Genomic DNA, 18,921 nt, shown 5'->3' with positions numbered 1-18,921 from the left:
GAAACGCGCCCACGGCGCCAAATGTCGCGAAGGTATTTCAACCGCGGCTCCCCTGCCCGCGCGTTGTCGCGCGGCGCTTGCGTTCTTGCTTGACTCGGAAGGTAGCGGACGCGCCTCCCGAGGTCAATATGGTTCACATATAAACTTTATCCCGCGGGGCGCCTTAAACTTGGGCGCGCCGGCCCCTTCCGCTTTGGCTCGTTTTGCGCAAGATGGACATTACGCAGGGATCGCGACGGTTTTCGCCAGCGAGGGGATTGGGGCTGTTTTCGCCATGTTCGACCTCAATCCGCTTCTCAACACCGACAGCTACAAGCTCAGCCACTGGCTGCAATATCCGCCGGAGACGCAGGAAGTTTCCTCCTATGTCGAAAGCCGGGGCGGCCCGTTCGCAAACATCCTGTTCTTCGGCTTGCAGGCGTTCCTGATCGATTATCTCGGCAAGCCGATCGCGCGCGCCGATATCGATGATGCGGAAGAGGTTGCGCGCGCCCACGGCCTGCCGTTCCATCGCGCCGGCTGGCTCGATCTGGTCGCGCGCCATGGCGGCGTGCTGCCGGTCGAGATCAGCGCGATCCCCGAGGGAACCGTGCTGGCGCCGCAAAACGTGCTGGCGCAGATTCGCAACACCGATCCGGCGTTTTACTGGCTGACCTCCTATCTCGAAACCGCGTTTTTGCGCGCGATCTGGTATCCGACCACCGTCGCAACCGTTTCCCACGCCTGCAAGCAGGTGATCCGTCGCGCGCTGGAGGAAACGTCGGACGATCCAGAGGGGCAACTGCCGTTCAAGCTGCACGATTTCGGCGCGCGCGGGGTGTCGAGTCTTGAGAGCGCCATGCTCGGCGGCATGGCGCATCTGGTGAACTTTCGCGGCACGGACACGCTCGCCGCCCTGCCCGCCGCGAGGCGCTATTACGACGAGCCGATGGCGGGCTTTTCAATCCCGGCGGCGGAACATTCGACCATCACCGCCTGGGGCCGCGACAATGAGGCCGCCGCCTATGCCAACATGCTGGAAAAATTCGGTAAACCCGGTGGGTTGGTCGCGGTGGTGTCGGATTCTTACGACCTGTTCAACGCCGTCGAAAACATCTGGGGCGGCGTTTTGCGCGAGCAGGTTTTGGCGATGGGCGGAACCTTGGTGGTGCGGCCGGATTCCGGGCATCCGCCGACCATCGTGCGCCAGACCGTGACGTTGCTGGCGGACAAGTTTGGGGCGCAACGCAATGGCAAGGGGTTTTTCGTCTTGAACCCCGCCGTGCGCGTGATCCAGGGCGATGGCGTCGATGTGGACAGCATTGGCGAGATATTGGCGGAGCTGAAGGACGCGGGCTTTGCCGCCGATAACATCGCCTTCGGCATGGGCGGCGCGTTGCTGCAACGGCTCGACCGCGACACGCTGCGTTTCGCCATGAAGGCCTCGGCGATAAAAATCGGCGGCGTCTGGCGCGACGTCTACAAGGAGCCGTCCACCGACCCCGCCAAGGCGTCGAAGCGCGGGCGTTTGGCGCTGCGGCGGGGCGCGTCGGGGTTTGAAACGTTGCGCGTGGAAAACTGCCCGGCGGAGGAAAACCTGTTGGCGCCGGTGTGGCGCGACGGCGCGTTGCTGCGGCGCTGGCGCTTCGCCGAAATCCGCGAGACCTCGGAGCACGCCTGCGATCCGCGAAAATAACGCGCGGAATTCCGCGCGACCGCAATACGAAATCAAGAAGGAATGATTCGGATTTCGTATCAGCGCACGACCGGAAAATTCCGCGCCCAGCGGGAAATGCCGCCGCCGAGATGGCCCTCGGCGTTCAGGCCCATGGCCTTGGCGCGGCGCAGCGCGGTTTTCGAGCGCATGCCCGAGGCGCAGTAGAAGATGATCGGTCTGTCCTTCGGCAGCTTGGCCGCCGCTTCGTCGAAGCGCGACAGGGGCGCATGGATCGCGCCGGCAATGCGCCCGCCGGCCCATTCCTTGTCCTCGCGGACATCGACCAGCACATAGGGGGAGTCTTTTTCGCGCAGCATGTTGCGCAACACGCCGGGATCGAGCGTCTTGACATCGCCCCCGCCGCCGAACAGCCATCCAAACATCGCAACTCCTTGTGCTTCAGATCAGGCGGTCAGCGGGCCGCCCGCCGCTTTCCACGCCGCGACGCCGCCGGCCAGATTCAGCACGTCGCCATAGCCCATGTCGGCGAGGGTTTTCGCCGCCAGCGTCGAACGGCCGCCGCTGGCGCAATAGACGATCAGGCGCGAGGCGCGCGCCAGTTCGGGCTTGTGCATTGGGCATTCGGGATCGGCGAAGAATTCCAGAAAGCCGCGCGGCGCGGAAAAGGCGCCGGGAATCGCGCCGGCGGCGACTTCGCTTGCTTCGCGCACATCGACGAACAGGACGGAAGCATCGCCAACCAGCGCCAGCGCCTCAGGCGCGGAGATCGTCGCGATCGCCGCATTGGCTTCCGCCAGCATCTGCTTGAATCCCTTTTTCAGCGGGGGGGTCAGGGTCATATAAGCCTCCTTGGCCAGGGTGTTGAGACGGACAGAACGATGCCGCCAAAGCCACGATGAACCGGCTCACGGTCTCGTCGGCGAGGCGGTAGGACATGGTCCGATGGCGGCGGCGCGCCACGACGAGGCCGTCGCGCCGAAGATTGGCGAGTTGCCGCGACGCCGCCGCCAGCGGCGCGCCCGCAGCTTCCGCCAGCGCGCCCACCGAGCATTCCGCACCTTTTAACGCGCAGAGCAGGCGCAGGCGCGTCGGATTGGCGAAACTTTTCAGAAAATCGCTCGCCGCTTCGACGCGCAGAGTGTGGCGCTTGACAACCATGTGTATATATTTTCATATATCTGAATATTTGTAAAGCCCGGGAACGCCCATGCCCAAACTCTCTTCCTTGCTTCCCCTGCTGCTCGCCTTCAGCCTCCCCGCCGGAGCCGGGGAATTCACCGCGACGGAACAAAAGGTTCCCAACATGAAGGCGATGTTCGGGCAGGCGGAGAGCCGCGACGTCGTTGCCGCGCGCACGCGCATCGGCGGCACCATCGTCAAGCGCAATGTCGATGAGGGCGCGCAGGTCAAGGCGGGCGACGTGATCGCCGTGGTCGCCGACCAGAAACTCGCGTTGCAGGCGCAATCGCTCGACGGTCAGATCAACGCCTTGGTCTCGCAGGTGGACAACGCCAATATCGCGCTGCAACGCGCCGACGACCTTCTGAAAAAGGGGTTTACCACCAAGGCGGCTTACGATCAGGCCAAGACCAATGCGGACGTGCTCGCCCACCAACTCGAGTCAATGAAGGCGCAACGCGCGGTGATCGCGCAGCAGACCCGCGAGGGCGAAGTGCTCGCGCCCAAGGACGGCCGCTTGCTCACCATCGCTGTCGTGGCCGGCGCCGTTGTCCAGCCCGGCGAAGCCATCGCGCGCGTCGCCAGCGGCGCGCTCTATCTGCGGCTGTCGCTGCCCGAGCGCCACGCGCCGCTGCTGCAACTGGGCGCGCCGGTCACGGTGGCGCCGCGCGTCGAAGGCGGGCCGACCCGGCAGGGCAAGATCGTGAAGATCTATCCCGAACTCGACAATGGCCGCGTCATCGCCGACGCCGAGGTGGACAATATCGAGAATTATTTTGTCGGCGAGCGCGTGCGCGTGTACGCGCCGGTCGGCGAGCGCAACGCGATGATCGTTCCGCGCGACGCCGTGACCACCCGCTCCGGGGTCGATTACATCAGGGTCGCGCGGGAGGAAGGTCCGCTGGATGTCGCCGTGGTGTTCACGGACGCCGGCGATCCCAACAAGCTCGAAATTCTCTCGGGCCTCAACGCCGGCGACCGGATCGTCACACCATGAGCGAAGCGGAAAAACACGCCATGAGCGGGACCAAAGACAAGGGTCTCGGCCTTGCGGGCGCGCTGACGAAAACTTTTATCGCGTCGCCGCTGACGCCTTTGCTGCTGATCGCCGCGCTGGCGCTCGGCCTGTTCGCCCTCGTCACGCTGCCGCGCGAGGAGGAGCCGCAGATTTCCGTGCCCATGGTCGATATTGTCGTGCAGGCCAATGGCTTGCGCGCCGAGGACGCGGTCAAACTGGTGACGGAGCCGCTCGAAACCATCGTCAAGGGCATCAACGCCGTCGAGCACGTCTATTCCAAAACCTACGACGACCGCGCGGTGATCACCGCGCGCTTCCTGGTGGGCACGTCCACCGACGCCGCCATTTTGCGCGTGCATGAAAAAATCCGCGCCAATATGGACCGTATCCCGGCCGGCGTGCCGGAGCCGCTGATCGTCGGGCGCGGCATCGACGATGTCGCCATCGTCACGCTGACCCTGACGCCCAAACCCGAGGCGGCCAGCCGCTGGACCGCCGGGGCGCTGACCGATGTCGCGCGCGAATTGCGCACCGAACTGGCCAAGCTGGAAGATGTCGGCTTGACCTATCTCGTCGGCGACCAGGCGCGGGAAATCCGCATCGAGCCCGACCCGGCCGGACTCGCGCGCTATGGCGTGACGCTACAACAGCTCGCGGCCAAGGCGCAGGGCGCCAACAGCGCGCTGCAACTCGGTCCGGTCCGCGACGGCGGGCTGCAGGTGGAGGCGCTGGCCGGGCGCACGCTGCAAACCCTGCCGGAAATCGGCAATCTGCTCATCACCGCGCGCGACGGGCGCCCGGTCTATCTGCGCGATGTCGCCAAGGTCGTGTTGGTCGATCAGCCCAACGAAACCCGCGTCGCCCATTTCACGCGCGCGCCCGATGGAGCGCTGCAATCCGCGCCCGCCGTGACCATCGCGCTCGCCAAGCGCGCCGGCGCCAATGCCGTGGTGATTTCGCAGCGCATCGTCGCACAGCTTGAGCATCTGAAAGGCGCCGCCGTCCCCGGCGATATCGAGGTCAAGATCACCCGCAATTACGGCGAGACGGCCAATGAAAAGGCCGACGAACTGCTGTTCCATCTCGGCCTCGCCACAATTTCCATCGTGGCGCTGGTGGCCTTCGCCATCGGCTGGCGCGAGGCGCTGGTCGTCGCCGTGGTCATCCCCACCACCATCCTGCTGACGCTGTTTTCCGTGCGGATCATGGGCTACACGCTCAACCGCGTCAGCCTGTTCGCGCTGATTTTTTCCATCGGCATTCTGGTGGACGACGCCATTGTGGTGATCGAAAATATCGCGCGGCACTGGGCTATGGAACGGGGGCGATATATCGCCCCCGACGGGGCGATGCGCGACGGCAGATCGCGCACGCAGGCCGCCATCGACGGCGTTTCGGAGGTCGGCAATCCCACCATTGTCGCCACCCTGACCGTGGTGGCGGCGCTGTTGCCGATGCTGTTCGTGTCCGGGTTGATGGGGCCGTATATGAGCCCGATCCCGTCCAACGCCTCGGCCGCGATGGTGTTCTCCTTCTTCGCGGCGGTGATCGTCACGCCGTGGCTGATGCTGAAGATCGCCGGAAAGGCCCCGCTGCATCATGGCGAGGCCGCCGGCGGCGGCAAGATGGGCGCGTTCTATCGGCGCGTCGCCAAGCCTGTGCTGCACAGCCGCAAATCGGCGAAGAAATTCTTGACCCTCGTCGGGATCGCGACGCTTGCCTCGCTCAGCCTGTTTTACTTCAAGCTGGTCACCGTCAAACTGCTGCCGTTCGACAACAAGCCGGAGCTGGCCGTGGTGGCCGACCTGCCCGCCGGAACCTCGGTCGAGGAAACCAACCGCGTGCTGGCCGACGCAGTGCAGCGGTTGAAGGACGTGCCGGAAATCCAGTCGTTCGAGAGTTACGCGGGCACGGCGGCGCCGTTCAATTTCAATGGCCTCGTGCGGCATTATTATCTGCGCGCCACGCCGGAAGCCGGCGACGTGCAGGTCAATCTGTCGCCCAAGGACCAGCGCGGGCGCGCCAGCCACGCCATCGCCCTGGACATACGCGAAAAATTGCACGGCATCGCCCTGCCCCCGCATGGCTCGCTAAAGGTGGTCGAGCCGCCGCCGGGGCCGCCGGTTTTGTCCACGCTGCTGGCCGAAATCTACGGGCCGGACGCGGACACCCGACGCGCGGTGGCGGCGCAGGTGCGCAAGGCGTTCGAGGCCTCGTCCTTCATCGTCGATGTCGACGACTCGTTTGGCGTTCAGGCGCCGCGCAAAAGAATCGAGATCGACCAGGATTCGCTGGAATTTTTTGGCGTGCAACAAAGCGACGTGTTCGACACCTTGCGCCGGCTTTATGGCGGCGATGTCGTCGGCTACTCGCATCGCGGCGGACGCCAGCCGCTGCCGATCCGCCTCGCACTGGCCAAGAACGCGCGCGAGTTGAATGAGCTGGCGCTGACCACGCCGGTTCCCGCCAACACCCTGCCCGGCAGCCGCTCCATCGTCGAACTCGGCGACGTCACCCGCGTCACCACGGAACTGTCGTCCTTCCCCATCTTCCGTCACAACGGCCGCGCGGCGGAAATGGTTCAGGCGGAACTCGCCGGCGCTTACGAGGCGCCGCTCTACGGCCAGCTTGCCGTCGATGCGGCGCTGGACAAAATGGACTGGCCGGCGGGCGCGAAACCCGAAATCATCATGCACGGCCAGCCGCTCGACGAGAGCAAGCCGAGCCTGCTGTGGGACGGCGAATGGGAAGTCACCTGGGTGACTTTTCGCGACATGGGCGCGGCTTTTTTGGCGGCGCTGGTCGGGATCTACATTCTGGTGGTGGCGCAGTTCAGGAGTTTCAAACTGCCGCTGGTGATCCTCACGCCGTTGCCGCTGACCTTCATCGGCATCATGTTCGGACACTGGCTGTTCCATGCCGCGTTCACCGCGACCTCGATGATCGGCTTCATCGCGCTCGCCGGCATTATCGTGCGCAATTCCATCCTGCTGGTGGATTTCGTGCGCCACGGCGACGCTTCGCAAGGTTTGAAGGCGCTGCTGCTCGAAGCCGGCGCGATCCGTTTCAAGCCGATCGTGCTGACGGCGCTCGCCGCCATGATCGGCGCCGTGACCATTCTCGGCGACCCGATTTTTCAGGGGCTGGCGATTTCGCTGCTGTTCGGCCTCGCCTCCTCCACCGCGCTGACCGTGCTGGTGATTCCGGCGATCTATGTGGCGCTGCGCGGCGGGCCGGACTACGACGCCGCGTGACGGGCGCCGAAGGCCGGCTTTCGCCCGCTCAGGCAGCGCGCGCGAACGACAATGCGGTGAAGAGAGCCAGCACTCCGCTGCCGACATGGATCGCCAGCAGCACATTGGCGAGTTGCGGGCGCTGCTTGCCGACCAGCGCGGCGACGACGCCGGTCAAGACCGACAGGGCGAAAAATTCCAACGCCAGAATGCCGAGCGCGCGCACGGGCGAGTCGGCGGCGAACGCGCTGAGGTGAATGTTGGCGGCCAGCGTCTCGATGCCGGCAAGGCCGGCGACGACGTGAAAACCGATCACCGTCGGCTTGCGCGCCTTCTTGAACCAGAGAAACAGGGCGTAGCCGCCGAGCCCGGCGCCCACGGATTGAACGAGAATCATGACAAGGATTTGCGGCGTCATGCGCCCTCCGGGCGTGCGGGTAGGATGAGGCCTAAGTTTGGCGCCTTGACGCCGGTCAGGCAATGCCTTGTGCAAGCTGGCGCGATGTGTCGTTGCGCGTGAAAAGTGATTCGTGCCCGTTCCGGTCCCGGTCTGGTCGCGAAATCCCGTTTCGACCCGGCGGGGCGCGCGCCAGCGAGACGAATTCTTCATCTTTCCCATGAGGTTAGGCGAGATCGCCGATTCGCGCGCGCTTTGTTCCCGGCCCGGTCCAACAATCCCGGAATGGCGCCGCGCCCGGACTTGCCTCCGTCATGTCTTGTTAACCCTGGCCCGCCGCTTGCAACACCGTCCGGACGCCCCCAACTACGAATGACCAGAGGGCGAAGTTTGGCGAGGTGAAGCTTGGGCGCAGAAATTCCGTTCCGTAAGAGCTTTTACCTCGATCTTCCGAGGGATTTTTACCAACCGGCGGCGCCCTCCCCAGCGCCGTCGCCGCAATGGGTCGCCTTTAACGAGGGACTCGCCCGCGAACTCGGCCTGCCGGAGCAGGCCGACACGCCCGAATTGCTCAACTTGCTGTCGGGCGGGGCGCCCGGCGACGGGCGCGACAATATCGCGCTGGCCTATTCCGGGCATCAGTTCGGCCAGTGGAATCCGCTGATGGGCGACGGCCGCGCGGTGATCGTGGGCGAGATCGCCGCGCCCGATGGCGGCGTTTTCGACATCCATCTCAAGGGCTCCGGCCCGACGCCCTTCGCGCGGCGCGGCGACGGCCGCGCCACGCTTTCGGCCATGCTGCGCGAATATATCGTTTCGGAAGCCATGGCGGGGCTTGGCGTTCCCACCACACGGTCGCTCGCCGTCGCCGCCACCGGCGCGGCGGTGTTCCGCGATGGCGCGCGTCCCGGCGCGGTGCTGACCCGCGTGGCGCGCAGCCATATCCGCGTCGGCACCTTCCAATATGCCGCCGGCCGCGACGCCGCCGGGGACGCGGGACCGATCCGAACCCGGGCGCTGGCGGATGCGGCGATCCAGCGCCATGACCCCGAACTGGCGCGGGCGGACAACCCCTATCTCGCCTTCTACCGCGCCATCGTCGCGCGACAGGCGCGGCTGATCGCGCAATGGATGCTGGTCGGATTCATTCATGGCGTGATGAACAGCGACAATATGGCGGTGTCCGGCGAAACCATCGATTTCGGCCCCTGCGCCTTCATGGATGCCTTCAACATGCGGCAGGTCTATTCCTCGATCGACGCCGCCGGCCGCTACGCCTACAACCGGCAACCCTCCATCGCGCAATGGAACCTCGCGCGGCTCGCGGAAAGTCTTTTGCCGCTGTTCGACCAGGACGACGCAACAGCTTTGCGACTCGCGCAGGAGAGCGTCGAGACTTTTCAGCCGATTTATGCGCAAGCCCTCGCGGCCGGCCTCGAACGCAAGCTCGGCCTGCCCGCCGGGGATCCCGGCAACGAAGAGATTTTTGCCGCCATGTGGCAGGCGCTGAGCGCGAGCAAGGCCGATTTTACCAATTTCTTCCTGCGTCTGACTGCAATTGCCGAGGGGGGAGAGGACGGCGACGCTGCTCTTGATGACACCTCGGCTTTTCTCGCGATCTGGCGCGCCGGGCTGGAAAAGAACGACAGGCGCGCCGCCCTGGCGGCGATGCGCGCCGCCAATCCGAAACTCATCGCCCGCAACCATCGCGTCGAGCAGGCGCTGGCCGCCGCCAACGCAGGCGACATGGGGCCGTTCAACCGGCTGTGCGCGGCGCTGAAGACGCCGTTCGCCCTCGCGCCCGATGACGCCGACTTGCAGGCGCCGCCGCTGCCGGAGGAAGTGGTTCACGAAACTTTTTGCGGCACATGAGGTTTTTGCGCGGGACTCCCTTGTTTATGAGGCGTCCCGCGCAAGGCGGAAGAAATAATTAACCTTTTTTTTACACGTCGAGCGCAAGCATAAGACTGATTTTCCGGCGCGCGTCGCCGTCAGCCTGTGAGCCGAGGCGATGAAGTTTCGTGAATTCGAACATGACGTTCTCCCGCGCATCCTGATCCCGTTGCTGGGAGGCCTGTTTGTGGTCTGCGCGCTGCATTCCACCGCCCGCGCCACCCCCACCGACAGGGCCGACAGCTTCATCGTCAGCGCCGCCGACGGCTATGGCGTCAACGAATGCATCAAGGACAGGGCCGATTGCGCGAAGATCGTCGCCGACGCCTGGTGCGAAGCCCATGGCCATTCCGGCGCCAAGTCGTTCGGTCGGGCCGACGATGTCACCGGCGCGATCCAGAAGACCGCCATCCGCGAGACGCCGTCAAAAGTCATCAGCGAGAACGACGTCTTCATCAGTTGCGGCAACTGATACCAAATCCCAGTGAATCATTCAGATTGCGTGTGACACCTTCACCCGCGCGCGCAAAAAACAACAAGCGCGCGAGGTGAGGCTCGCGCGCTTGCCGGCTTTGCCGTTCGAAGCTCAATCAGAGACGAATTCGCCGCATTTCGGCGCGGCTTCGCCCGCCCAGGCCTGGATCGGCACGGTCGAGGTCGAGTTCTGCGGCGATCCTTCGATCAGCTTGTCGGAATAAGCCATGTAGACCAGCACGTTGCGCTTGGGGTCGCAACCGCGCACGATCTGCATCTTCTTGAACAGCAGCGAACGGCTCTCGCGGAACACCACATCGCCCTGCTTGGATTTCTCCTTGAAGGCGACCGGGCCATATTGGCGGCAGGCGAGCGAAACTTCGGACCTCTGCTCGGCGACCCCGAACATTCCGGCGACGCCGCCCGTTTCCGGCACGGTGTAATAGCAGGCGACGCCGGAAACGACGGGATCGTCGATGCCGTAAGTCGCGAGCTTGTCGTTCGGCGTCAACAGTTTGAACACAGTCGATTTACGGAAGATCAGGTCCGGGCCGCCGTCGTCGGCGCGGGCGGCGGCGGGAAGTGGCGTCAACGCCAAGGCGCAGAGCAGCAATTTTGCAAAAACAGTTTTCATTTCTGGCGCTCCCAAAAGCACCGCATATATGAGGCGCAATCATCGCAATTTGAAGCCCCCCGAAGCAAATCCATCTCCTGCCCTTCGCGACCGGCGCATCCACCGGGGCAAGGCCGGGCCGCCGCGCCTCGGCGCCCATGCGTTCGGCCGAGCGCGCCGCGCGGTTGTTTCAGACTGTATTTTGCTAAAATTGTCGGCGTTGTTCGCCTGATGCATTGACAACGCAACAAACAACTCCGCTACCTGAAGTAGAATTCACTAAAGATTACGCGCATGACTTGTTCAGACAGCGGCGCCTCGGGTCCGATCGCGCTGATGTCCCGAAGTTTCCGGCGCCGGCGGCCGCCAGTATTGAACCATGGAGCCTGATATGTATGTTTCCTGGAGTTCCGCGTCTGCTCAAGCCACGAGCAACACGTCCGCGGCGCAATCCTCCTCGCAGATCACCCAGAAGCAGCTCTCGACCGGCAAGTCGGTCAGCGATTCCAGCGAAAATATGGCGCTCTGGGCCATGGCGACGGCAAGTTATTCCCAAGCCGGCGCGGTGTCGACGCTGTCGAGCAGCCAGCAGGCCCTGACCATGCCGCTGGCGGCCAACACCCAATCGGCCATCGGCGCCGTGAGCGACACCCTCAACGCCATGCGCGACAATCTCGTCGCGCTCCAGGGCGGCGGCGATCAGAACGCCATTCTCCAGTCCTTGCAGGCCCAGGGACAGGCGCTGACCTCCGCCGTGAGCGGGGCGGGCCTCAATGGCGTCAATCTGCTGGACGGGTCCAGCGGTTCGCAAGGCTCCACTTTTCTGCTCAGCTATGCCGAAAACAGCGATGGCGGCCCGCAGACCGACAGCGTCAATGTCGCAGCGGCCAATCTGGTCAACAGCGGCGGGTCCGGAACCTTGCAGGCCGCGCAGGCCGCTGGGTCAAGCTCGACGACCAACCTCACCAGCCTCACCGCCAGCGATGTCAGCACGGCCAAGATCGCGCAGACCCTGTCCAATCTGAACGCGGCGCAGGCCCAGCTCCAGGACGTCGCCGCAAGCATTGGCGCGTTAAGCAATATGGTCGACACGGCCAACACGTCCGCCACCACCAGCCAGGACAATCTCGCCAACGCCACAGCCGGCATGGACAATGCGGACATGGGCGCGGTGGCGGCGCAGTTGAGCGCCAGTCAGGTGCAGCAACAGCTTTCGATTCTGGCGCAGGGCGTGGCCAACCGTTCCAGCGCGAACGTGCTGAAACTGTTCCAGCAGAGCGCCGGCTGAGCATGAGGCCGGCGGCTGATCACGCCGCCGTCTCAAACCCAAGTTCCGGGAAGGCGATGATGCGGCGCTGCTCGAAATCGGTGCGCGCCACGATCAGTTCGCTTTGCTCCAACTGGCCGAGCATGCGCCGCGCCCGGCTGGGCGAGGCGCTGCCGAAGAAGCCGGCGATCTCAGCGTCGTCGGGGCACGGCTGGCCCGCGACCGCCGCGCGGCTGAGATAGAGGAACACGCTCTGCAAGTCGCCCGGCAGCCGCGCCGCGAGATCGACCGCCCGTCGCCAGCCCGCCTCGTCCAAAGCCTCCGGAAACTTTTCCTTGGCGCGGAAGATCGTCAGCCGGCGACGAAACTCGGCGGTGTCCGGCGTGTTCGGACCCAGGCGGCGGATGCGACAACGTAATTGAAAGTCGCGGTGCAGGGTTTCCGCCGCCTGTTGCGCGGCTTTTTCCTCGCCCACGATCTGGCCGATGATCTCCTCGATCACCGCCTCACGCTCCTCATCCGTCAGTTCCGGCGGCGGCGCCGCGATGATATCGGGCGCGGGCGTCTCGATTTGCGAGAAAATCTCCTGCAACAGCTCCGGCTTCGGCGCCCGTTTCATGCGCGGCGCCGGCGCCGGTGCGCCGGGCGCCATGATCAGGTTTTGCAGCGCCTCCGCCTCATGCGCTTCCGGCAGCGGCAATAATTTCGGCGCGGCGCCGCGATCCGCCGTCTCGACATCGCCGATGCTCACGCGCAGCGGACGCCGCGAGATCGCCGGCCCCAGTCCGATGAAGGCGCCGCGCTGCAAATCGCGGAAGATTTCGGCCTGACGGCGCTCCATGCCGAGCAGATCGGCGGCGCGCGCCATGTCGATATCGAGGAAGGTGCGGCCCATCAGGAAGTTGGAGGCTTCCGCCGCCACATTCTTGGCGAGCTTGGCGAGGCGCTGGGTGGCGATCACGCCGGCGAGGCCGCGCTTGCGGCCCCGGCACATCAGATTGGTCATGGCGCCCAGACTCTGGCGGCGCGCCTCGTCTGAGCCGTCCGAGGCGGCGGCGGGCGCGAACAATTGCGCCTCGTCCACCACCACCAGGGCCGGATACCACAGGGCGCGGTCGGCGTCGAACAGGGCGCCCAAAAATTGCGCGGCGGCGCGCAACTGCGCGTCCACTTCCAGTTCTTCCAAATTGAGCACGACGGAGACGCGATGGGCGCGCACGCGCGCGGCGATGGCTGCAAGATCGCGCTCGCATTCGGCGGCGTCGAGCACGAGATGGCCATAGCGCCGCGCCAGGGAGACGAAATCGCCCTCGGGGTCGATCACGATCTGCTGCACCAGCCCGGCGCTCTGCTCCAGCAAGCGGCGCAGCAGATGCGATTTGCCCGAGCCGGAATTGCCCTGCACCAGCAGGCGCGTGGCGAGCAATTCTTCAAGATCGATATGCGCCGGCGCGCCTAGAGAGCCGGCGCCGATGTCGATTGAGCGCCCCATCCGTTTCCCGTTCTGTCGCGTGGGACAGGGGTGATAGCATTTTTCCGCGCGCGGCCAAGGCCGTTGGCGAAACCATGCACAGGGAATTGCCGCCCACGGCGGGATCAGGAAGCGCCGAGGCCCTGGAGCCCGATGCGTTTTCACGGAACCGCAACGCGCTCTAGACGCTTTGTTTTCGCGTGATCTTTTCCAAAAACCGGCGGCTGCTTCTCGGAAATCCTGCTTAGCCGGCCGCGACCTTGCCGTCCCGGCCCGGCAGGATCGGCACGGTGCAGATCACGCGCAGGACGACCGATCCGACATTTCTCAACTGGTGCGGCTCGTTTGGCGCGACATAGGCGACGTCGCCGGCCTCAACCCGCAATTCCTCCCCGCCCGCGCCGACGATCGCCGCCTCGCCCTCGACAAAATAGAACTCATGCTCCTCAGCGTGGTCGTGGAACGAAGTCTGGCCGCCGGGCGCGAAGTCCATGATCCGCAAGGCGTAATGCGGCATGCCGTCGTCGCGCGTCAGCGCGAAGCGCGCGGTCATGCCCTGAAAACCGGGTTTGTCCATCACGACGGCGGGAATCTCGGCGAAAGCTTTCTTCAACATGGTCGGCTCCTTGCCCTTTGCGCCGCGCGGGGCTGGACGGGCTGCGCTGCGACACGCTATATGATGATGAAATCATCATACTGTGAGACACAGTACTATGTCAACGACATCACCTCGCCAGCAATCGCGTCACCTGCCCGCCTTCGTCCTTCTCGCCCTGGCGCGGGCGCCCATGCACGGAGGCGCGCTGCAAGCTGCGCTCAACCGCGACCTGCCCAGCCTGAAGACGGATTCCGCGGCCGTTTACCGGACGCTGAAAACTCTGGAGAAGGAGGGCGAGATCGCTGGCGACTGGGACACATCCGGCGCCGGACCGGCGATCCGCGTCTATCGCCTGACGGCGGCGGGCTGGGACCGGCTCGATTTCTGGCTGGCGGACATACGCGACCGCATGGCCAATCTCGCCTTCTTCGTCGAGGCTCACGGCAAGCTGAAGCGCCCTGAGGCGTGATGGTCAGACCTTGTCCGCCGGCGCCCGGGACCGGCGCGCCAGCGCGCGGCGCCGCGCGCGAATCCATTCCCGTGTCTGCTCATAGGCGAGTCGGAACACGTCGAGCCCCTCCGAGCCGAGCGTCTTGCCCCGCAATGCGGTCAAGACCTCGTGCAGGATCTGGTCGAGGCTCTCGTCGGCCTCCTCGAGTTCGGCCACCGTCTCCGCATTGCGAGCCCGCGCGGCTATGTCGAGCACGTGCTGGGTCAGATCGCCGGCCGAGCGCGCGGAGCCGCGTGTCCAGCGGCTGAACAACCAGACCATGAACGAACCGACCGCGCCCGCCACCGGCGCGCCGAGGTAGAGATAGTCGCCATAAAGATCGACAAAACTCTTTTCGTCGTCATCGACATATTGCGCGGCGCCGGGGTGCGCCAGCAGCGGCGCGGTCTTGTCGGTGTCCGGCGGCGCGATGGCGTCGGCGAATTCGCCGTTGAGCGCCAAATCCCCCTTGTTCTCCAGAATGAGACGGGTCAGTTCGGCGGCGGTGGCGTCGCGCAGGCCGCCGCGCGTCGCCAGACGCACTTCCAGCGACAATGTGGACAAATCGTCGCCCGGCAGCAGCGGCGAGGCTGAAAACAGGCCCTTCTCCACCGCTTCCTCGGCGAGGCCCTTGATTTTTTTCACCAGCACCGCCGCTTCGGGAATATCGGCGAAGCTCACATTGTTCTCTTGCGTCAGCCCATGGAGCAGATTGCCTTGCAGCAATTTCGACTGGGGGACGACAGCGAAGATGAGATTGGCGGCGCCGGCGCGGAACGCCGTCTCCACGCCCGCCACATCCGGCGGAACGATGGTGCGGCGGTCGTCCCGCGGCAGGCCGTAGGCGGCGAGGATGGCGCGCAACAGCGCTTCATTCGCCGGCGCCGGGCTCGCCAGGATCAGTTTCCGGTTGCGCAGCGCCGCGCCCGTGGCCGGCTCCTTGCCGCGATGGGCGATCAGCACGACCACGTCCTTTTCCAGCACGGCGAGCGCGCGCGCGGAACCCGGCAGTTTCGCATCGGCGCGGGCGACGAGGAGATCGCATTCGTGGCGCTCGAACGCCGTCGCCGGATCCGGCGCGGGCGTGAGGGCGATGCGGATGCGCCGGGTGTGGGTCGCCGTGACCCGCTCCAGGCGTTCGGCGAAGCGCTCGTCGATCCCGCCGCGCGTGACGCAGAATTTCACGGACGCGGCCTGCTCGAACCACATCCGCCCCGCCTTGATCGCCAGCGTGGCGGAGAGCAGGGTCAGCGCGAACAGCGCCAGCCCCAGCAAGACGCGCCAGCCGACGCCGACGCGACTGCGCGGCGCGGCCTCCCACGCCGGCTCCGGCGCATGTTCTTCCATGTCCTCACCTCCGGCGCAATATCGCCCGAACGTCTTGGTTTGACCACGATGTTTTCCGAAACATTGGCCTTGGCGCGCATGTGGTGTATAGGGCCCCCTGGCAAGAATTAACGCGAGACGTCGCGCGGAGAGTCAAAATGGAACGCTGGTCGCCCGAGAGCTGGAGGTCCAAGCCGATCGTCCAGGTCCCGACCTACAAGGACGAGGCGGCGCTGGCCGAAGTGGAGAAGCAGATCGCCGGCTTCCCGCCGCTGGTGTTCGCGGGCGAGGCGCGCAAGCTCAAGAACGAACTGGCGAAAGTCTGCGCCGGCGAGGCTTTTCTGCTTCAGGGCGGCGATTGCGCCGAGAGTTTCGCCGAGCATTCCGCCGATAATATTCGCGATTTCTTCCGCGTTTTCCTGCAAATGGCCGTTGTCATGACCTATGGGGCGTCCATGCCCGTGGTCAAGCTCGGCCGCATCGCCGGACAATTCGCCAAGCCGCGCTCGGCGCCCAACGAGACCATCGACGGCGTCGCGCTGCCGTCCTATCGCGGCGACATCGTCAATGACATCGAGTTCAACGCGCAGGCGCGCGAGCCCGACCCCCGGCGGCAATTGATGTCCTACCGCCAGTCGGCGGCGACGCTCAACCTGTTGCGCGCTTTCGCCAGCGGCGGTTACGCCAATCTGGAAAACGCCCATCGCTGGATGCTCAGCTTCGTCCATGACAGCCCGCAATCCGAGCGCTACGCCAAGCTGGCCGATCACATCACGGAAACGCTCGGTTTTATGCGCGCCATCGGGCTTGATCCCGAGCATCACCCGGAATTGCGCCAGACCGACATCTACACCTCGCATGAGGCGCTGCTGCTCGGCTATGAGCAGGCGCTGACCCGCGTGGATTCGACCAGCGGAGAGTTTTATGCGACCTCCGGCCATTTCCTTTGGGTCGGCGACCGCACCCGACAGCCCGACCACGCCCATATCGAATATATGCGTGGCATAAAAAATCCGATCGGCCTGAAATGCGGCCCCTCCACCACGCCGGACGGTCTGCTGAACCTGATCGACATACTCAACCCCGGCAATGAGCCGGGGCGGCTGACGCTGATCTCGCGCTTCGGCGCCGACAAGGTCGGAGACCATCTGCCCGCGCTGATCCGCGCCGTGCAGCGCGAGGGGCGCAAAGTGGTGTGGTCGTGCGATCCGATGCACGGCAACACCGTCAGCGCCGGCGGCTACAAGACCCGGCCGTTCGACAAGGTGATGCAGGAAATTCGCGGGTTCTTCGACGTGCATCGCGCCGAAGGGTCCTATGCCGGCGGCATCCATCTGGAAATGACCGGCAATAATGTCACCGAATGCACCGGCGGCGCCCGCGCTCTGTCGGAAACCGACCTGCGTTCGCGCTACATGACCTATTGCGATCCCCGCCTCAACGCCGAACAGGCGATCGAGGTCGCCTTCCTAGTCGCGGAAAAGCTGAAACGCGACCGTCTGGCCTCCGCGTCAGCGCATGCGGCGGAGTAAAGCCGCCGGTTGGGGGGCGGCCATGGCAAGGCGGATCGCGCGCGGCCTGATCCGGCTCTCGGTCGCTTTGCTTTGCGCCGCGCCGCTGGCCGGGGCTTTGGCGCAGCCGCTCGATTGCGAACGGCTGCGCGCCGCCATCGATTCCACGCCGCGCGGCGACTCGGCCCAGGCGCAGGCGGCGGCGCAAGTGCGCGTGGACTACGAGCGCCTCGCCGCCCGCGCCGACGCGATCGGCTGCAACAATCAGCAATTCCTGTTTTTTGGGTCGCCGCCGCCGCCCGAATGCGGCGGAATCAGGCAAAGATTGGCCGCCATGCGGGCGCAATATGAGTCGATGCGCGTGCGCGGCGCCGACATGGGCCGCCGCCAGGCGCTGATCGCCCAATATGCTCAGCAATGCGGCGGCGAAACGCCCGTCGAGGACGAACCGCCGCGCGAGTCCAGAGGCGCCCCGCGCGGCGGCGGAGAAGCGGTTTGCGTACGCAAATGCGACGGCTATTACTTTCCGCTGACGCCGGCGATGACCGGCGCGCGGGTCGAAGCCTTGCGCGACCTGTGTCAGGCGCTCTGCCCCGACGCCGAGGTCGGACTCTATTCCCGCGTCGCCCAGGCCGACATCTCCAACGCCCTGTCGGCCGACTCCGGCGACCGCTACGACGACCTGCCCAATGCGCTGAAATATCAGAAGAAGTTCGACCCCTCCTGCGCGTGCAAAAAGCCCAGGCAGGGTTGGGCCGAGGTTTTGGGGCGGGCCGAACAAATTTTGACCGATATAGACGGTGAGCGTCCCGGCGAGGGTCCGCTGACCCCGAAACAGGCCGACGACCGCTCGCACGTCCAACCCGGCCCGAAAGTTGACGAGAAGGCGCTGGTCAAGCCGAAAAAGAGAGCCAAGCCGGAGCCGCCGCCGGTGTCGCCGCTCGATCCGCCTGGGCTGTTTTAGGCTTTATGCTGGAGGGTCGGCGCTTTCGGGCGACGGGCGGGACCGGTTCGGAGGCGACCTTCCGACATTCAATTCGGCCGCGCCGTGTCGGCCTTAGCAGTCGGTCCGTTCAGATAGCTATAGTTCGCGCAAAGCGTTCTTTCCTTTCGTCGTGTGGAAAGCGTTTTCGGCCTCCTGCTAGCCACAAGAAAAGCTTATAGTGCTATCTAACTTTATGCGGCCGAGGTTATCAATTTAAACATGCAGCGTGAGGCTATTCCGTTCGGCCGGACCACCGTCAAAAAGCGTCGGCAGCATCACGTCTGGCAACGCTACCTGAAGGCGTGGTCCGATGACGGAGAGGTCTATTGCTTGGCGGATGACCGAATATTCAGGACGAGTACAACGGCTGTTGCGGTCGAGCGCGATTTTTACAAGATCGGCAAGTTGACACCGGCCGATATCGCATTGATCCGACTGCTCTTGATTGACGTCGAAGGGTTGCACCCGCTAACGCGAAAGAGTCACGAAGATTTCCTGAAGCTCGTCACTGCTCCGGCAGTGTTCGAAGGCCAATCCGTAGAAGTGGATGGTCTCATCGATACGCTCCGCACCAATGCGCTTGAGGACTATCACGCGGAGATCGAAGCGTCCTTCCTGCCGCTACTGGAACGCAGGGCTGTTCAGTTCTCAATACAGTCGAGGCATAGCGAGGATTAGATTGAGATCGAGTGCGGCGCGCCAGCGGGCGTTTTTGATGTTGTCGCACCCAGCGGCCCTGAGCAGGTTGTACGCGAAAGATCGCAGGCGGGCGGCGATGTCCGGGTTCTTGCGAATGCGTGAGGCATCCT

At 64.9% G+C, this 18,921-nt stretch carries 18 protein-coding genes; 10 read left to right on the top strand and 8 right to left on the bottom strand.

Translation table 11 applies throughout. The features are described from left to right. Positions 1 to 274 precede the first annotated feature (274 nt). Positions 275 to 1,675 carry a nicotinate phosphoribosyltransferase gene (locus CCR94_RS02110; RefSeq protein WP_104506239.1) on the top strand — a complete coding sequence of 467 codons (1,401 nt, stop codon included), beginning with the start codon at positions 275 to 277 and terminating at the stop codon, positions 1,673 to 1,675. A 59-nt stretch (positions 1,676 to 1,734) separates the two neighbouring features. Here CCR94_RS02110 and CCR94_RS02105 read toward each other — a convergent pair whose 3' ends face one another. The 3 genes from CCR94_RS02105 to CCR94_RS26520 are packed head-to-tail and all read right to left on the bottom strand — an operon-like array spanning position 1,735 to position 2,815. After that, a complete protein-coding gene (locus CCR94_RS02105; RefSeq protein WP_104506233.1) occupies positions 1,735 to 2,079 on the bottom strand; it encodes a rhodanese-like domain-containing protein in 345 nt (114 codons plus the stop codon). Positions 2,080 to 2,100: 21 nt separating this feature from the next. Beyond that, positions 2,101 to 2,496, bottom strand: a complete 396-nt coding sequence (locus CCR94_RS02100; protein ID WP_104506232.1) for a rhodanese-like domain-containing protein — start codon at positions 2,494 to 2,496, stop codon at positions 2,101 to 2,103. Next, positions 2,411 to 2,815: an ArsR/SmtB family transcription factor gene (locus CCR94_RS26520; protein ID WP_104506231.1), complete on the bottom strand. Its 405-nt coding sequence runs from the start codon at positions 2,813 to 2,815 to the stop codon at positions 2,411 to 2,413. The genes CCR94_RS02100 and CCR94_RS26520 overlap by 86 nt, the downstream gene beginning before the upstream one ends. A gap of 49 nt (positions 2,816 to 2,864) precedes the next feature. On the opposite strand from CCR94_RS26520, the gene CCR94_RS02090 reads away from it, so the two are divergent. Both CCR94_RS02090 and CCR94_RS02085 read left to right on the top strand, forming a co-directional pair. Then, on the top strand, positions 2,865 to 3,833 hold the full coding sequence (locus CCR94_RS02090; protein WP_104506230.1) for an efflux RND transporter periplasmic adaptor subunit: 969 nt from the start codon (positions 2,865 to 2,867) through the stop codon (positions 3,831 to 3,833). 20 nt (positions 3,834 to 3,853) lie between these two features. Next, positions 3,854 to 7,108, top strand: coding sequence for an efflux RND transporter permease subunit (locus CCR94_RS02085; RefSeq protein ID WP_104506238.1), 3,255 nt, complete (start codon positions 3,854 to 3,856; stop codon positions 7,106 to 7,108). A gap of 28 nt (positions 7,109 to 7,136) precedes the next feature. Here CCR94_RS02085 and CCR94_RS02080 read toward each other — a convergent pair whose 3' ends face one another. Continuing rightward, positions 7,137 to 7,505, bottom strand: a complete 369-nt coding sequence (locus CCR94_RS02080) for a hypothetical protein (RefSeq protein ID WP_104506229.1) — start codon at positions 7,503 to 7,505, stop codon at positions 7,137 to 7,139. A gap of 384 nt (positions 7,506 to 7,889) precedes the next feature. Between CCR94_RS02080 and CCR94_RS02075 the strand changes: the two genes are divergently transcribed. Further along, the gene (locus CCR94_RS02075; RefSeq protein ID WP_104506228.1) at positions 7,890 to 9,356 is read left to right on the top strand and encodes a protein adenylyltransferase SelO; all 1,467 of its coding nucleotides are present in this window, start codon (positions 7,890 to 7,892) and stop codon (positions 9,354 to 9,356) included. A gap of 139 nt (positions 9,357 to 9,495) precedes the next feature. Continuing rightward, positions 9,496 to 9,849, top strand: a complete 354-nt coding sequence (locus CCR94_RS02070; RefSeq protein WP_104506227.1) for a hypothetical protein — start codon at positions 9,496 to 9,498, stop codon at positions 9,847 to 9,849. 114 nt (positions 9,850 to 9,963) lie between these two features. On the opposite strand, the gene CCR94_RS02065 is transcribed toward CCR94_RS02070, so the two are convergent. Next, a complete protein-coding gene (locus CCR94_RS02065; protein ID WP_104506226.1) occupies positions 9,964 to 10,485 on the bottom strand; it encodes a CreA family protein in 522 nt (173 codons plus the stop codon). 370 nt (positions 10,486 to 10,855) lie between these two features. Here CCR94_RS02065 and CCR94_RS02060 point away from each other — a divergent pair, with 370 nt between their 5' ends. Beyond that, entirely contained in the window at positions 10,856 to 11,752 is an 897-nt protein-coding gene (locus CCR94_RS02060) for a flagellin N-terminal helical domain-containing protein (RefSeq protein ID WP_158254578.1), read from the top strand. Between the two features lie 19 nt (positions 11,753 to 11,771). On the opposite strand, the gene CCR94_RS02055 is transcribed toward CCR94_RS02060, so the two are convergent. Then, positions 11,772 to 13,223 (bottom strand): helicase HerA domain-containing protein, encoded by a 1,452-nt coding sequence (locus CCR94_RS02055; protein WP_104506224.1) that lies wholly within the window; start codon positions 13,221 to 13,223, stop codon positions 11,772 to 11,774. A gap of 223 nt (positions 13,224 to 13,446) precedes the next feature. Continuing rightward, on the bottom strand, positions 13,447 to 13,818 hold the full coding sequence (locus tag CCR94_RS02050; RefSeq protein ID WP_104506223.1) for a cupin domain-containing protein: 372 nt from the start codon (positions 13,816 to 13,818) through the stop codon (positions 13,447 to 13,449). 97 nt (positions 13,819 to 13,915) lie between these two features. Between CCR94_RS02050 and CCR94_RS02045 the strand changes: the two genes are divergently transcribed. Beyond that, a complete protein-coding gene (locus tag CCR94_RS02045; RefSeq protein ID WP_104506222.1) occupies positions 13,916 to 14,269 on the top strand; it encodes a PadR family transcriptional regulator in 354 nt (117 codons plus the stop codon). A 3-nt stretch (positions 14,270 to 14,272) separates the two neighbouring features. Here CCR94_RS02045 and CCR94_RS02040 read toward each other — a convergent pair whose 3' ends face one another. After that, complete coding sequence (locus tag CCR94_RS02040) at positions 14,273 to 15,637, bottom strand: TAXI family TRAP transporter solute-binding subunit (protein ID WP_104506221.1); 1,365 nt, start codon at positions 15,635 to 15,637, stop codon at positions 14,273 to 14,275. A 137-nt stretch (positions 15,638 to 15,774) separates the two neighbouring features. Between CCR94_RS02040 and CCR94_RS02035 the strand changes: the two genes are divergently transcribed. From CCR94_RS02035 to CCR94_RS02025, 3 genes are all read left to right on the top strand, one after another. Beyond that, on the top strand, positions 15,775 to 17,148 hold the full coding sequence (locus tag CCR94_RS02035; protein ID WP_104506220.1) for a class II 3-deoxy-7-phosphoheptulonate synthase: 1,374 nt from the start codon (positions 15,775 to 15,777) through the stop codon (positions 17,146 to 17,148). 22 nt (positions 17,149 to 17,170) lie between these two features. Further along, positions 17,171 to 18,091 (top strand): DUF2865 domain-containing protein, encoded by a 921-nt coding sequence (locus CCR94_RS02030; protein WP_158254577.1) that lies wholly within the window; start codon positions 17,171 to 17,173, stop codon positions 18,089 to 18,091. A 240-nt stretch (positions 18,092 to 18,331) separates the two neighbouring features. After that, positions 18,332 to 18,790, top strand: a complete 459-nt coding sequence (locus CCR94_RS02025; protein WP_104506218.1) for a DUF4238 domain-containing protein — start codon at positions 18,332 to 18,334, stop codon at positions 18,788 to 18,790. The last annotated feature ends 131 nt before the right edge of the window (positions 18,791 to 18,921 follow it).

The sequence above is a fragment of the Rhodoblastus sphagnicola genome (assembly GCF_002937075.1).
Lineage (GTDB): Bacteria > Pseudomonadota > Alphaproteobacteria > Rhizobiales > Beijerinckiaceae > Rhodoblastus > Rhodoblastus sphagnicola.
The sequence above is the reverse complement of the archived record's forward strand: the minus strand, read 5'-3'. Positions and strand labels throughout refer to the sequence as shown.

Bases quoted from the DNA above. Each gene is read 5' to 3' on its own strand.
- CCR94_RS02035 (WP_104506220.1), top strand. From the start codon at position 15,775: ATGGAACGCTGGTCGCCCGAGAGCTGGAGGTCCAAGCCGATCGTCCAG.
- CCR94_RS02040 (WP_104506221.1), bottom strand. From the start codon at position 15,637: ATGGAAGAACATGCGCCGGAGCCGGCGTGGGAGGCCGCGCCGCGCAGT.
- CCR94_RS26520 (WP_104506231.1), bottom strand. From the start codon at position 2,815: ATGGTTGTCAAGCGCCACACTCTGCGCGTCGAAGCGGCGAGCGATTTT.
- CCR94_RS02080 (WP_104506229.1), bottom strand. From the start codon at position 7,505: ATGACGCCGCAAATCCTTGTCATGATTCTCGTTCAATCCGTGGGCGCC.
- CCR94_RS02105 (WP_104506233.1), bottom strand. From the start codon at position 2,079: ATGTTTGGATGGCTGTTCGGCGGCGGGGGCGATGTCAAGACGCTCGAT.
- CCR94_RS02055 (WP_104506224.1), bottom strand. From the start codon at position 13,223: ATGGGGCGCTCAATCGACATCGGCGCCGGCTCTCTAGGCGCGCCGGCG.
- CCR94_RS02070 (WP_104506227.1), top strand. From the start codon at position 9,496: ATGAAGTTTCGTGAATTCGAACATGACGTTCTCCCGCGCATCCTGATC.
- CCR94_RS02085 (WP_104506238.1), top strand. From the start codon at position 3,854: ATGAGCGGGACCAAAGACAAGGGTCTCGGCCTTGCGGGCGCGCTGACG.
- CCR94_RS02065 (WP_104506226.1), bottom strand. From the start codon at position 10,485: ATGAAAACTGTTTTTGCAAAATTGCTGCTCTGCGCCTTGGCGTTGACG.
- CCR94_RS02100 (WP_104506232.1), bottom strand. From the start codon at position 2,496: ATGACCCTGACCCCCCCGCTGAAAAAGGGATTCAAGCAGATGCTGGCG.
- CCR94_RS02025 (WP_104506218.1), top strand. From the start codon at position 18,332: ATGCAGCGTGAGGCTATTCCGTTCGGCCGGACCACCGTCAAAAAGCGT.
- CCR94_RS02030 (WP_158254577.1), top strand. From the start codon at position 17,171: ATGGCAAGGCGGATCGCGCGCGGCCTGATCCGGCTCTCGGTCGCTTTG.
- CCR94_RS02050 (WP_104506223.1), bottom strand. From the start codon at position 13,818: ATGTTGAAGAAAGCTTTCGCCGAGATTCCCGCCGTCGTGATGGACAAA.
- CCR94_RS02060 (WP_158254578.1), top strand. From the start codon at position 10,856: ATGTATGTTTCCTGGAGTTCCGCGTCTGCTCAAGCCACGAGCAACACG.
- CCR94_RS02045 (WP_104506222.1), top strand. From the start codon at position 13,916: ATGTCAACGACATCACCTCGCCAGCAATCGCGTCACCTGCCCGCCTTC.
- CCR94_RS02090 (WP_104506230.1), top strand. From the start codon at position 2,865: ATGCCCAAACTCTCTTCCTTGCTTCCCCTGCTGCTCGCCTTCAGCCTC.
- CCR94_RS02110 (WP_104506239.1), top strand. From the start codon at position 275: ATGTTCGACCTCAATCCGCTTCTCAACACCGACAGCTACAAGCTCAGC.